The sequence below is a fragment of the Marinobacter guineae genome, from assembly GCF_002744735.1.
Taxonomy (GTDB): Bacteria; Pseudomonadota; Gammaproteobacteria; order Pseudomonadales; family Oleiphilaceae; genus Marinobacter; species Marinobacter guineae.
The window spans coordinates 1-12861 of sequence record NZ_KZ319344.1 but is presented as its reverse complement, the minus strand read 5'-3'; the positions used below and the strand labels follow the sequence as shown (position 1 = coordinate 12861).

11 protein-coding genes and 1 pseudogene are annotated in these 12861 nt (G+C 55.9%); 8 read left to right on the top strand and 4 right to left on the bottom strand.

What is annotated here, in order from left to right; translation table 11 throughout:
* Positions 1 to 11: 11 nt before the first annotated feature.
* Positions 12 to 1346 (top strand): sodium ion-translocating decarboxylase subunit beta, encoded by a 1335-nt coding sequence (locus CLH62_RS19690; protein ID WP_099619893.1) that lies wholly within the window; start codon positions 12 to 14, stop codon positions 1344 to 1346.
* Between the two features lie 50 nt (positions 1347 to 1396).
* Here the strand turns inward: CLH62_RS19690 and CLH62_RS19685 are convergent, their stop codons facing one another.
* The 3 genes from CLH62_RS19685 to imuA are packed head-to-tail and all read right to left on the bottom strand — an operon-like array spanning position 1397 to position 6633.
* Positions 1397 to 4516 carry an error-prone DNA polymerase gene (locus CLH62_RS19685; protein WP_099619967.1) on the bottom strand — a complete coding sequence of 1040 codons (3120 nt, stop codon included), beginning with the start codon at positions 4514 to 4516 and terminating at the stop codon, positions 1397 to 1399.
* Entirely contained in the window at positions 4516 to 5934 is a 1419-nt protein-coding gene (locus CLH62_RS19680; RefSeq protein ID WP_099619892.1) for a Y-family DNA polymerase, read from the bottom strand. The genes CLH62_RS19685 and CLH62_RS19680 overlap by 1 nt, the downstream gene beginning before the upstream one ends.
* Before the next feature lie 9 nt (positions 5935 to 5943).
* Positions 5944 to 6633: a translesion DNA synthesis-associated protein ImuA gene (gene imuA, locus CLH62_RS19675; protein WP_099619891.1), complete on the bottom strand. Its 690-nt coding sequence runs from the start codon at positions 6631 to 6633 to the stop codon at positions 5944 to 5946.
* A gap of 128 nt (positions 6634 to 6761) precedes the next feature.
* Here imuA and CLH62_RS19670 point away from each other — a divergent pair, with 128 nt between their 5' ends.
* Together CLH62_RS19670 and CLH62_RS19665 are read left to right on the top strand one after the other, a co-directional pair.
* Positions 6762 to 7109 carry a 4a-hydroxytetrahydrobiopterin dehydratase gene (locus CLH62_RS19670; protein WP_099619890.1) on the top strand — a complete coding sequence of 116 codons (348 nt, stop codon included), beginning with the start codon at positions 6762 to 6764 and terminating at the stop codon, positions 7107 to 7109.
* A gap of 62 nt (positions 7110 to 7171) precedes the next feature.
* A complete protein-coding gene (locus CLH62_RS19665) occupies positions 7172 to 7447 on the top strand; it encodes a YrhK family protein (protein WP_099619889.1) in 276 nt (91 codons plus the stop codon).
* On the opposite strand, the gene CLH62_RS19660 is transcribed toward CLH62_RS19665, so the two are convergent.
* Complete coding sequence (locus CLH62_RS19660; RefSeq protein WP_099619888.1) at positions 7444 to 8436, bottom strand: integron integrase; 993 nt, start codon at positions 8434 to 8436, stop codon at positions 7444 to 7446. The genes CLH62_RS19665 and CLH62_RS19660 overlap by 4 nt on opposite strands.
* A gap of 522 nt (positions 8437 to 8958) precedes the next feature.
* Between CLH62_RS19660 and CLH62_RS19655 the strand changes: the two genes are divergently transcribed.
* The 5 genes and pseudogenes from CLH62_RS19655 to CLH62_RS19630 all read left to right on the top strand — a co-directional run.
* Positions 8959 to 9450: a hypothetical protein gene (locus CLH62_RS19655; RefSeq protein WP_099619887.1), complete on the top strand. Its 492-nt coding sequence runs from the start codon at positions 8959 to 8961 to the stop codon at positions 9448 to 9450.
* A gap of 71 nt (positions 9451 to 9521) precedes the next feature.
* Positions 9522 to 9959, top strand: a complete 438-nt coding sequence (locus CLH62_RS19650) for a hypothetical protein (RefSeq protein ID WP_099619886.1) — start codon at positions 9522 to 9524, stop codon at positions 9957 to 9959.
* A 517-nt stretch (positions 9960 to 10476) separates the two neighbouring features.
* Complete coding sequence (locus tag CLH62_RS19645) at positions 10477 to 10821, top strand: hypothetical protein (protein WP_143752391.1); 345 nt, start codon at positions 10477 to 10479, stop codon at positions 10819 to 10821.
* Positions 10822 to 11309: 488 nt separating this feature from the next.
* Positions 11310 to 11795, top strand: a complete 486-nt coding sequence (locus tag CLH62_RS21690) for a GNAT family N-acetyltransferase (RefSeq protein ID WP_099619883.1) — start codon at positions 11310 to 11312, stop codon at positions 11793 to 11795.
* Positions 11796 to 12428: 633 nt separating this feature from the next.
* Positions 12429 to 12809: pseudogene (locus CLH62_RS19630) on the top strand (GFA family protein); the annotation flags it as partial.
* Between the last annotated feature and the right edge of the window lie 52 nt (positions 12810 to 12861).

Here is a 12861-nt window from a genome sequence, read left to right as displayed (position 1 = left end):
GCCAGCATTCCATGGAAAAATTACTGACGCTCTGGACAGGTAGTGGCCTGTTCAACATAGAGATCGGCCAGGTGATCATGATCGCCATTGGCCTTCTTCTTCTGTTCCTTGCGATTCGCAAGGGCTTTGAGCCGCTGCTGCTGGTACCTATCGGGTTCGGCGGCATTCTGGCGAATATTCCGGAGGCAGGTCTTGCCCTGACTGCGGCCGAGAATGCCATCCACTTCGCCCTGAAGAGTGAGGCGACGCAGATCCTGGCGGCGCTGGCAGCGCCGCTGGATGTTGCCTATCAGGCTGGGCAGGCGGTAACGCCTGAGTTGAAAGAAGCCTTCAAGGTTGCTTTCAAGGAGGCCAGCTACTCAGAAATGGCAATGGCAAACTCCCTTGCCCAGGATTTCGGCTACGGCAATGGTATGTTGTATAACTTCTACTCCGTGGTTATCGGCAGCACCGTTGGGCCTCTTCTGATCTTCATGGGTGTGGGGGCGATGACGGACTTTGGCCCTCTGCTTGCTAACCCCAAAACCATGCTTCTGGGCGCTGCGGCACAGTTTGGCATCTTCGGTACCGTTATTGGTGCTGCGCTGCTGGACTGGACGGGTGTTCTGGATTTCAACATTCTGGAAGCCGCTGCCATTGGCATTATCGGTGGTGCGGATGGTCCGACTTCCATCTATGTAGCCAGCGTTCTGGCGCCGCATCTGCTGGGTGCGATTGCCGTATCCGCATATGCGTACATGGCCATGGTGCCGATGATCCAGCCGCCGATCATGAAGGCGCTGACGTCGGTGGAAGAGCGGAAAATCAAAATGACCCAGCTCCGCCCGGTCAGCAAGAAAGAGAAGATTGTTTTCCCGCTGGTGGTTCTGATTGCGGTTGTTCTGTTCCTGCCGGATGCGGCACCGCTGCTGGGTATGTTCTGCTTCGGTAACCTGATGCGTGAGTGTGGTGTGGTGGAGCGTCTGAGTGACACCGCCCAGAACGCACTGATCAACATTGTGACTATTTTCCTGGGTCTGTCCGTTGGCTCCAAGCTGATGGCGGACAAGTTCCTGGATGCCCAGACTCTTGGCATCCTGGGCCTGGGTATTGTGGCCTTTGGTGTTGGTACGGCATCGGGTGTTCTGATGGCCAAGCTGATGAACAAGCTGACCAAAGAGCAGATCAACCCGTTGATCGGTTCTGCCGGTGTATCTGCGGTGCCGATGGCAGCGCGGGTATCCAACAAGGTTGGTCTTGAAGCTAACCCGCAGAACTTCCTGCTGATGCACGCAATGGGCCCGAACGTGGCCGGTGTTATCGGCTCTGCGGTTGCTGCCGGTGTGATGATCAAGCTGCTGAGCTGATTGTTTCCTGCAGTATCGAAAGCCCCGCTTCATGCGGGGCTTTTCTGTTCTTAATGGAAATTCCGGGAATGAACCGGCAACGACCGAATCAAGTGGCTAATATCCGAAAGCCTCCCCGCCATCACATGCACAATATCCCCCTGACGCTCCAGCACTCCCTTCACATGCAATAACCGGGCGGTCAATAACGGCTTGCGCTGCCTTCGTGCGGTTTCCAGCCACACCACCACGTTTACGTTGCCGGTTTCGTCTTCCAGGGTGACGAAGGTGACGCCGGAGGCGGAGCCGGGGCGTTGCCGGCCGGTAACGAGGCCTGCGACCTGGACGGGGATGCCGGCTTTAGTGGTTTTCAGTTGTTCGGCACTGAGGCAGAACTTCAGATGACCCTGCTCCCGGAGTAGCGCCAGAGGATGACGCTGGAGGGTTAGGCCTTGGCTGGCGTAGTCGGCAAGGACGTTCTGGCCTTCTGAGGGCTCCGGAAGCTGCTGGCAGTATTTCGGCTGGTAGTCGACAGCGGCTTCTTCGGTGAACAGTTCCGTGGGCTGTTCATGGTCGAGTAGTTGCCAGTAGGCCTGGTGCCGGTTGGCGGTGAATGCCGGCATGGCGTTGGCGCCGGCGAGGAGTTCCATATCACGTTGGTTGAGTGCGGCCAGGCGGCGGAGTTCGCTGGCGGAGCGGAAGCCTGCGGTTGGGCAGTTCTGATGGATGCGTTCGGCGCCGTTGGCGGAGAGGCCCTGGATGATTCTCAGGCCCAGGCGCAGGTGTCGGCTGGCGCTTTCCAAAGTGTGGTCCCATTGGCTGTGGTTAACATCAACCGGAAGCACGGTGACATCATGGCGTCGGGCGTCCTGAACCAGTTGCGAAGGGGAATAGAACCCCATGGGCTGGCTATTGAGCAGGGCGCAGTAGAAGGCAGCCGGGTGATGGCGTTTGATCCAGGCGGAGACGTACACCAGCAGGGCAAAGCTGGCGGCGTGGGATTCGGGGAAGCCGTAGCCGCCGAAGCCGCAGATTTGCAGGTAGAGTCGTTCGGCGAAGCCGGCGTCGTGGCCCCGTTCAAGCATGCCGGTGATCAGCTTTTCCCGGAACGGAGTCAGGTCGCCGTGGGATTTCCAGGCGGCCATGGCCCGGCGCAGCTGGTCGGCTTCGCCGGCGGAGAAGCCGGCGGCCACCATGGCCAGTTTGATGACCTGTTCCTGGAAGATAGGCACGCCAAGAGTACGTTCGAGAACTTTGCGTACCGCGTCGTTGGGGTAGTCCACAGGTTCCAGTCCGTGTTTGCGGCGCAGGTACGGGTGCACCATGTCGCCCTGGATGGGGCCGGGGCGCACAATCGCCACTTCGATCACCAGATCGTAATAGGTTTCCGGCTTCAGGCGCGGCAGCATGTTGATCTGGGCCCGGGATTCCACCTGGAATACGCCGATGCTGTCGCCTTTCTGGAGCATGGCATAGGTGGCACGATCCTCCGGAGGGATGTCCTGCATCCGGAATGGCTGGCCTTTCTCGTCGCTGATCAGCTCCAGCGCCTTGCGTATGGCGGAGAGCATGCCCAGGGCAAGCACATCCACTTTCATCAGACCCAGGCTTTCCAGGTCGTCCTTGTCCCACTGGATCACGGTGCGGTCTGCCATGGCTGCATTTTCGACCGGTACCAGTTCGGCCAGTGGCCCGGCACTGATCACAAAGCCACCTACGTGCTGGGACAGGTGCCTTGGGAAGCCCAGCAGTGTATTGACCAGGGTGAAGAACTGGTCCGCCACCTGGGGGTTACGGGTGATTTTCTTGTCCAGAATCTGCTGGCGCCAGTTGGTGGCCTTGTCCCGCCAGTCGATGCCTTCCAGCAGCTGTTCCACCAGGGCCGGGTCGAACCCCAGAGCCTTGCCGACATCGCGAATGGCACTGCGGGGCCGGTAACGGATCACCGTGGCAGCCAGGGCGGCCCGTTCCCGGCTGTAGCGCCGGTAGATGTACTGGATGACTTCTTCCCGCCGTTCATGCTCAAAATCCACATCAATGTCCGGTGGCTCGTCGCGGTCTTTGGAAATGAAGCGTTCGAACAGAAGCTCAACCCGGGCCGGATTTACTTCGGTGATGCCCAGGCAGTAACAGACGGCGGAGTTGGCGGCAGAACCCCGGCCCTGGCACAGGATGCCCCGGCTGCGGGCAAAGGCCACGATGTCGTGGATGGTAAGAAAGTAATGCTCGTACTTCATCTCCGAGATCAGGCCAAGCTCCTTGCGGATCAGGCTCTGGACCTGAAGTGGCGTACCCTCGGGATAGCGCCGACGCTCGCCCTCGCGGGTCAGCCGTTTCAGGTAACTGGCAGGAGATTCGTCTTCCGGCACCAGATCCGGTGGGTATTCATAGCGCAGACTGCCGGGCTCAAAGGTGCACTGCCGGGCAATGGTGAGGGTTTCGGTCAGCCAGGTTTCGGGAAACAGCCGCTGGAGAACCCTCAGGGGCCGCAGGTATCGTTCGCCATTCTGGAACAGGCAGTGGCCGGCGTGTTCCAGGTTGGTGTGATTGCGCAGAGCCGTGAGCACATCCTGCAGGGGCTGGCGTTCCCGGCTGTGCATATGTACTTCGCCAACGGCGGTTACGGGGATACGTAACTGGTCAGCCAGCCAGTGTATCCGGGCAAGCCGTTGCTCTTCACCGGATTCCAGGGTGCGGGCGGCGGCAATCCAGAGCCGGGGGTCAAACAGGCGGTTCAGCCATTCTCCGCAGGCCAGAGCCTGATCGGACTCTGCCTCGGCAGGTGAGGGTGGCAACCACAGGCACAGGCAGTCATCAAGAGGGTGAGTTTCAATATCCCGGGCGAACAGCTGGTAGTGGCCTTTCTCTGCCCGGCGGCGGCCGGTGGTGATCAGCTGGCAGAGCTGGCCATAGCCTTTGCGGGTGCGCGCCAGAAGAATAAAGCGGGGCGTTGTTGCGCCTTTTGGCGTATCGGAGAGCTCGAACCAGCTGCCGGTAATGAGTTTGACCGGGCTTTGTGCCAGTGCCGCCCAAGCCCGGGGAATGCCGGCGACGGAACAGGCATCGGTGATCGCCAGGGCCGCGTAGCCAAGCTCGTGCGCCCTTTCGGCCAGCTCCTGGGGGTGAGAGGCGCCGGTCAGAAAGGTAAAGTTGCTGAAGCAGAACAGCTCCGCATACTGATGCTCAGACATCAGCCAAACCATCCATGCACAAACCAGCCCTCCCGGGCATCCCGGAATATCCAGGCCAACTGACCGCTGTTTAACTGGGCAATGTAGTAATCCCGGTGCACCCGGTGGCCATCCCACCAGCCGCCGCTGATTCGCTCCGGGCCGGCAAACCAGGCGACCGGCGTTTCAGTAAGCGCTTGCGGTCCTTTTAGCAGCCAGAGTGGGCGCCGTGGCAGATCTTCGGCCGGCTTTAACGGAGCGGCCGTTTTGCGCATTACCTCTGAAGCAGACCATGCCCGTTCGGGGCGATGATCGGCCTGGGGCGAGAGCTGTTTGAGTGCCTGTTCCCCAAGGCGGGCCTGCAAGCGGCTGATCAAGGTATGCCAGGCCTCGTTCAGGTCCTGTGTTTCACCCAGCAGATCCTGCCCGGAGGGCGCTTCCCGGGACAGGAAACGCGTCACCGACAGCATCAGTGAGATAACCGGAGCCTGCAGCGAGTGCTGCTCAAGCCGCAACCGGATCAGGTTGAGAAAGTTGTCGGCCCGGTGCTCAGGCCCGGAGGTGCGAATGTGCAGACGGGTAGGTTCCGAGTGCCGGTGCCTCAGAACCAGCCGCAGGCTGTCGGTATCCTGCTGGCGCCAGCAAAGGTCTTCTTCCAGTTCCGTGAGCATGCGCTGGAGCGGAAACAGCAGGCCCTGGGCGTGCTCGATCTCCTGCACAAAATCGGCCTGTTGCCGGAACGAGTGGGGCGGTTGCCAGGGGGCTCGCGGATCCGGCCGGGTGCCCTGGATTTTCTGGATGTGAGCCAGCAGCTCAGGAGACAGGCGACGTGCCAGCTCATTGGGGGGTAAATCAAAGACTTCCCCCAGAGTGTTTAGCCCCAGTCGCTGAAGCCGGATGGAGGCTTTCTCATCGAATTCGGCCGCAAGCAGGGGCATCTGGCTCAAAGTTCGCAGAATATGGCCCTTGTCGGCCGTGCACTCCCCCTTGCCGACACGGGCAATCAGGCGGGCTGCCAGAGGCGTGTGGCCAATACCAATCCAGGCATTCAGCTGGCGCTCATTCAGCCCCTGTTCCACGGTTTGCCAGACGGCGGGCAGCCCGCCATAGAGCTTCTGCAGGCTGCCAATCTCGGCCAGCAGGCCATCTGGTGGAACCAGTACAATGTGGGCGGCATAGCGATACAGCCAGCGGGCCTGATCTTCCAGAATCCTGGATTCCCGGGTTTCATCGGCACGCACCATCCCCAGATCCGGCGCCAGGCTGATGGCGGTTTTCAGGCGCATGCCACTGCGAATGCCCTGGGCCCTGGCCTCAGGGCAGGCCTGGATTACCTTCTGACCGGAGCCTTCCACAATTACCAGCGCGCCCTGGTCTTCCCGGGAGCGGCGAATGTGGTCCAGCAACAGGTGTGGAAAATGCAGATACAGCCACAACATGGAGAGTTATTACCCGGTTGAACCCGACCAGGGGCCCCGGACAACCCGGGTGGTTTCACGAAATGAGAGATCAGCCCGCTGGGCCATGGCCAGTGAACAGCGTTGCCCGGGCCAGCTGCCCCGACGCTTGAGCACATTCACCTTGAGATCCTGCTGCTCGCCCGGTTCAAGTTCCAGGCGCAGGGCAGCCGGAGAATTTTGCTCGGCGTAGCGCCGCTCCCGGAACAGGACGCACACATTGCAGCCGGCCTCGGCGGCCAGCTGCAGCCGCCGGACCTCCCGGGAGGCAAGTCTTCCGGGCCAGGCCATCACCAGCCCTGTCACCGGTGAGCGAAGGCAGTTTTCCAGAGTCCACAGAAAGTCGCCTTCATCCTCGGTATGGATCAGCACCACCTGGTCCAGATCCACACCTTCCCGGGCCATGGCAGGTGCATAGGGGGTGTGCGGCGGGTTCAGCCAGAACACAGTTTTACGCTCCGCGCACATCCGCTGCATAAGTGGCAGCAGCAAATGCAGCTCGCCAATACCCGGTGCATCCAGAAGACATTCGCTCAGGGCGCCCCGGGGCCAGCCCAGGCCGCCGAGCTGGTTATCCAGAACCTGATATCCGGTTGGTTCTGCAGGTTGTGTGGTCTGGACGTGGCGGTGGCCCTGCCAGACACGGGCATCCTGCATCAGCGTATTCAGAAGCTCGCTCATGATGAAAACTCTCGCAATACTGTTTAAATGTACAGTATTCTCAAAGTGGCAGGATTTCAAGAGAAGGGTTGATAAAGCGAACGGCCAGACCCACGCTTGTAGTACAGCCATCAGCCATGGAGGTTGAGATGAGTGACCTGAAAGAGCGCAGCTGTGAAGCCTGCAGCCCGAATGCGCCCAAGGCTACCGAGGAAGAAAAGCAGCGCCTTCAAAAAGATGTTCCGGACTGGGAAATTATGGACATTGACGGTGAAGAGCAGCTCCACAAGGTCTTCAAACTCAAAAACTTTGTTAAGGCCCTGGAATTCACCAACAAGATCGGTGACCTTGCCGAAGCTGAGGACCACCACCCTGTGATCGTCCTGGAATACGGAAAAGTCACGGTGAGCTGGTGGAGCCACGAAATCGGTGGCCTGCACAAAAACGACTTCATCCTGGCAGCACGAACCGACGCTGCCTTTAAGGACATGCAATAACCTCAATCGCGGCGGAACCTGGCTTCCGCTGCGCTCCTTCCGGACCGGAGATCGCCAAGCGAATGGTTGAAAACCGTACCGATAACCCCCTGACCCTGAAACTCGGCAAGGAAGAGCTTATTATCCGCCGCCGCTATGAGGTGGTCAGCATCATCAACGATTTTTTCATCGCCATCTGGTTTCTGGTGGGCAGCATTCTGTTTTTGTTCCCGGAATATGAGAAGGCCGCAATCTGGCTGTTCATTATCGGCAGTTTCCAGTTCCTGGTCCGCCCCACCATCCGGCTAATCAGCCACATTCACGTTAAGCGAATTCCGGCCAGCAATTGGGAGAGTTAGAAACCTTCATCAACCGGGCTGCGCACACCAAAACCACCTTTGCGAACAACGTGGGTGTAGATTTCTGTGGTGCGTACGTCGGCATGGCCCAGAAGCTTCTGAATGGTGCGAATATCATAGCCTGCTTCCAGCAGGCGGGTTGCAAAGCTGTGGCGCAGAACATGGCTGTTTGCTTGTTTGTAAATTCCCGCTTTTCGAATGGCGGAACCGATGGCTCGTTGTACGCTGCGATCCAGAAGATGGTGCCGACGAAGAACGCCGCTGCGTGGGTCAACGGATAGTTTCGCGGCCGGAAACAGATACTGCCATGCCGGCTCCCGGCCCGCACTGGGGTACTTTCGATCAAGGCCTGTGGGCATATAAACCTCGCCATGACCTTGTGCCAGGTCTTTCTTGTGCAAGGCCAGACAAATTTCCATTTGCAGACCAAGTGGTTCGATCAGCGAGTCTGGCAGCAGGGTTGCTCTGTCCTTATTACCTTTGCCACTGCGCACGATGATTTGCTGCATCCCGAAATCCACATCTTTTACCCGAAGCCTCAAGGCCTCATTGATTCGAAGGCCTGAACCATACATCAAGCGCGCCACCAATCGAGACTCATCCTGCAAGTGGTCAATGACGGTCCGGACTTCATCATGAGTGAACACCGTAGGAAGGCGGCGGGATTTTCGAGCAAGCTCAAATGATAGTTCGTCCAGCGGCTGCTCCAGGAACTCGCGGAATAGAAAGACAATGGCGTTCAATGCTGTTCGCTGAGTGCTGATACTGCTATTACGCTGAACCGCCAAATGTGACAGAAACTGCTCTACTTCCTTTGCAGAGCAGACTGAAGGATGTTGCATACCGTGAAATCGGATAAAACGCTTGATCCAATGACAGTATGTTTGCTCGGTTTTATAAGCCATATTGCGGCTTCGGATCAACGCACGAAGCCGATCCATGAAGCGGGTAGGGTTGTCTGGTAATTTGGGTGGCACATCCAGAATCATGCATTCAGCCCCCATGCTGTTTATTTGTACAGTATTTTGCGTATGATTTTGCTTGCTGTCATGCAGAAAACGGAGATATAAGACAACTGTCGCAAAATGCCGAAAATTCCACTCGTGCTCTCTTACAACTCTATGAAAAATATGGAATAGTCTACGAAGAATAATTTTGAATAAGCGAGTGGACACTTTTGGAGAAAATTGAATCGTTGGCGTCTATCTCCACGCTTACTCGTTTCTTAGGTCGATAGCCTTTTGATAAAAAAAGAAATTGTAGCCACGGCATGCTAGGCGTCGGGGAAATATACGCACGCGGGGTAGATGTCATTTGTCGTTGAATTAGCTGTTAGAAGGACGTATGAAGTTGTTACCGAGAAAGGAAGTAATGGCACAGCAGCTAAAGATCAGTGGAGTTCCGCTGATACTCGCTGCCACATATTCTGTATTCGGGTATTTCTCCGCGGATCCTGAGCAGAGATCAGTCACTACATTTATTAACTATTTTGCTGCCGGCTTCTTTTTTTAATGTGGCTCGTCGGTCAGTATCTAAGGACGGCCAAACAGCTTGATGATTCCTCAAATTACGAAGCTATTCAGGCGGGGCTTTCTGATGTAAAGGAATCTATTCGAAAACTTCATGAAATCCATGGAACGAAAACTCAAAAAGCTGCCACTTCAAACTCTTTCCTTGTGGACGCCAAGAAGGCCGTCGCTGATGGCCATGTCGTTGCTGGGCTTATGCAGGCGGGCGTTGCTTTTGAGCAGGCGGTCATTAACAAAGCAATTCAGCTTAAGCTTTATAGAGGACCTCGTGTGCCTGTTGCCAAAACCATCAATGGGTTTAGACGCTTTATGAGCGAGCCAGTAATTGATGAGCTGTTTGCGGTGTGGAAACTCAGGAATCAACTGGTCCATATGTCGCCGGAGGCCGCTGACGAACTAGCGAATAGCCCTGAGCTGATTGATTATTTTGAGTGGGCGATTTCGGAATTGGAGAAGTCGCCTTCTAACCAGTGAATGAAGCCGACCGTTTTGCGCTTGCGCTCCAAACGGCGGCTTATTCAAGGCGTTAAATCCAAGGAAGTATCGTGCGTAATATCGACCTGTTTAACCTACATGTTGCCGAAGTGCTCGGAATTTGCTTTGAGAGCTTTCCGGTGAGACCGGACATAAGGTACGAGGACCTTGGTAAAAACGTATACAAAAGGTACGCATCCGGGACTGATGAAGAGCTTTTCTACAATGCGCAGGAATACGAAGAGCTTGCAGCTGCCACAGTAAATTGGCTAACAGATGCTGGGTATTTGTGGGTCGGTAAGAAAGTCTATGGCGCTGTTAAAAGTGTCACATTGACGCCCAAGAGCTTGGAGCTGTTAAATGCCACTCCCCAGGCGCTTGAAATGACGGAGTCAGTGGGAACCATTCTAGCGAATGGATCAAAAACACTTGGACGTGAGACGGCTCTATCTGTAATTCGATCTGTGCTGGCGGAGGGCGCGAAGCTTGCGTTTTCAGGCAATATTTAACCATGCCAGCCACGGCGACGGTTACTGCATTGCGGCTGCGCCTCCATTCCAAAACCGCGCGTGCTGAGCGGCGTTAGCTGGTAGTGCCTTGTTCGTTTTTGGTGGCTGGGTGCCATCGGGCCTTGGCCGCAAGCGGGTAGCAATACCGGCAAGTTTGGTGGCTCGCCAAGGCCGTCAGAATCCGCGGTCAAATTGGCAGCTCAATCTGGGGTCGGTGTTGGTATAGAAATCGGTGCTGGCCTTGTGGGGCTGTTCACCGAAAATTGGGTCTGGACAGGCTACTCTGAAGTTCAGGTTCATTCGCCGCATCATTTGCGTTGGTTTCAATCACAGTGCATCGGCGGTTTTAGGTGCTAGGGCATCGGCACATGCCGTCTTGTTGGTTGCCTGGTATTGGGCTTCACAGTTACCCCCAGCTAACCAGTCGCTGTAGTTCGCGGCCGTTGGCCGCCGGACGTCCTTTTCATTGCGGCTTCGCCTCCATTACAAGGTCGCCGCTAAGCTAAGCGTTAACTTTATGGTCGAGTCGGAAATGGAAAGGCTGTCTTATCATCAAGTTGAAGCCATCAAAGCAGAGTACGGCCTTCTGCCTGAGGAATACCTGAGATGGCTCTCTGAACGAGGATGGGGAGAGCAGGAAAGCGGAATTATGTTGTATTCAGGTCCGGTTCATCCAAATGAGATATTCGGCGAGCAATACCCTGTAGCACTGAAAGAGGTATTGTTGGTTGGCGATGACATGGCCGGCTATTCCATTGGCTATCGTGCCGCTAATATTGGTTGGCAGTTTGTTGGTTTTGATAGTGCTGGCAGTGAGTTGGAGATCATTGAGGAGGGGCTTAGTGCATACCTCAAAAGTTAACAAGTCGGTCAACCGGACGCCAAAAGCGTACCGCTTTTGGTTCCCTCCGCTAGCGCTCCGGCGCCGGTTACCTCAGCGTTATACACAAGGAATGTTCATAGATCATGGCAAGGAATAGCGGCCAAGGTGGGCCGATTGAATCAAGGTTGATTAGCCTTTTTGCATCACTGTTTTTCTCTATCCCAACAGCAGTATTCGTTTGGCTCTGGGTCAATTTGGAGTTGGCCGTCTACTGGAATGGCTTTCTCAGCAGTCGTTACCTCATTTCCTGTATCTTGGTTTTTGCTGTGTTGGCGTTGCTGCTCCCGCGACTTTTCCCGTCTATTCTCGGGGGTGTCTGGCGCGGTATAGCCAAGGTTTGGCATTGGTGGGGGTGGTAGCCTTATGTATAACCAATCGTTCAAGTTCGCTACCGGCCTGGTGGCCGTCCGCCGGACGCCTACTACGCTGCGCTCCGCAGGCGCCGCTTAACATTCAGCGTTAGTCATATGGAAGCAACTCTGCGAATCCCACAGAAAACCGATTATGAGGCTATTGCTTCCTGGGTAGTCGATGAAAAGGCTTGTGCTCGCTGGGCTGGTCCATTGGTGCCGTTTCCGTTTGCGCCGGAGAGATTACCTGAACTACTCGAGACGGAGGAATGCTTTAGCTACTGCTTGTCCGCTAGCAACCGCAAGTGTATTGGTTTTGGTCAGTTTTGGGTGGCGGAGCAAGGTGCGGTGCACATAGGCAGAATAATTATTTCACCCGAAGCTCGGGGAATAGGTGCTGGTCGTCTGCTGTGCGAGAAACTGATCGAAAAGGCGGTTCGGTCAACTGGCGCCGCATACGTTACTCTTCGTGTATATCGGGATAACAATGCTGCGCGTTCCCTATACGAGAGCCTTGGCTTCTTTAGTGTGGAATCAGAATCTACGGGCGACCTGTTGTTCATGCGTGCAGTGACTAACAAGACACGGAAGGCGGACGCGTGAGACGCGCCGCTTCGTTTTTGCGTTAGGCCTATATGAACTACGAACAGTTTCTCCAATCGCTCGAAGATAATGGTTGGAGTGTGCCCAATAAATCGTTTGCAGCCAGAGTCTTCACGTCTGATTGGCAAGTCGCTTTCATTCGACATGGAGGCCGGTTTCAAAGGCCAGGCGAAGTCGCCTTTGTAATTGGGCTCTGAAAAACCTTTCTGCGTAATAGGGAAAAACAGCACACTGAAACCCCTAGAGAGGCTCATGATTACCCTTTCAAACTGAGCCTTGAGGATCTTGTCTTCGCGAAAGCTCAGATACGTAAGCAGGTTGTTGAACTACGATTTAAGTTCGCTTGAGAGCACAGATGGTTGGGAACGTATTTTTGAGTTATTGAACAGGAAGCTACCTCGGATGATCGAGGCCTATTCTGGCTCCAAGCTACGGAAAGAAATCCAAAAATATGGCCAAGATGGCTATATAGAACAAATTTGGGTGGAGGACTTGGCCTAACCAGTCATTCCAGTTCGTTCCGGCCCTGACGGGCCTCCACCGGACGGCCTTTTCTCCGCTTCGCTGCGTAAAGCCGCCGCTGAATATTGGCGTTATCACATATGGAGCTGAGAAAGGAGCCTATCAGGTAGTTGCCTTTGTGGTGGCGTCCAATATGAAGTGAATGGCGACCTTAATGACGTATACAACTGCCATTGCTCTATGTGCCGCAAGCTCCATGCGGCCGCTTTCCGAACCTGCGCAAAGGTGCAGGCCGATGACTGGCGAACCGTCAGAGGCGAAGAACTACTCAAAACCTACGAGTCGTCGCCGGGAGAGTTCAAGGTATTTTGCTCAAATTGCGGATCAAGCATTCATACGAAGTTCAATGCAAAGCCGGAGGTCTACGCGCTTCCGTTGGGCACCCTCGACACCGATCCAGGCGTGCATGCAGACCGCCATGTTTTCGTGGGCAGCAAGGCTCCGTGGTTTGAGATTACCGACGATTTGCCTCAGTTCACCGAGAATGACTGAGGCAGTGTAAGCGGCCGGTAATCCCATCTTGAGTCAGGCGCTGTCGCCGTCA

Bases quoted from the DNA above. Each gene is read 5' to 3' on its own strand.
- CLH62_RS19660 (WP_099619888.1), bottom strand. From the start codon at position 8,436: ATGATTCTGGATGTGCCACCCAAATTACCAGACAACCCTACCCGCTTC.
- CLH62_RS19645 (WP_143752391.1), top strand. From the start codon at position 10,477: ATGGTCGAGTCGGAAATGGAAAGGCTGTCTTATCATCAAGTTGAAGCC.
- CLH62_RS19685 (WP_099619967.1), bottom strand. From the start codon at position 4,516: ATGTCTGAGCATCAGTATGCGGAGCTGTTCTGCTTCAGCAACTTTACC.
- CLH62_RS19670 (WP_099619890.1), top strand. From the start codon at position 6,762: ATGAGTGACCTGAAAGAGCGCAGCTGTGAAGCCTGCAGCCCGAATGCG.
- CLH62_RS19690 (WP_099619893.1), top strand. From the start codon at position 12: ATGGAAAAATTACTGACGCTCTGGACAGGTAGTGGCCTGTTCAACATA.
- imuA (WP_099619891.1), bottom strand. From the start codon at position 6,633: ATGAGCGAGCTTCTGAATACGCTGATGCAGGATGCCCGTGTCTGGCAG.
- CLH62_RS19680 (WP_099619892.1), bottom strand. From the start codon at position 5,934: ATGTTGTGGCTGTATCTGCATTTTCCACACCTGTTGCTGGACCACATT.
- CLH62_RS19665 (WP_099619889.1), top strand. From the start codon at position 7,172: ATGGTTGAAAACCGTACCGATAACCCCCTGACCCTGAAACTCGGCAAG.
- CLH62_RS19655 (WP_099619887.1), top strand. From the start codon at position 8,959: ATGTGGCTCGTCGGTCAGTATCTAAGGACGGCCAAACAGCTTGATGAT.
- CLH62_RS21690 (WP_099619883.1), top strand. From the start codon at position 11,310: ATGGAAGCAACTCTGCGAATCCCACAGAAAACCGATTATGAGGCTATT.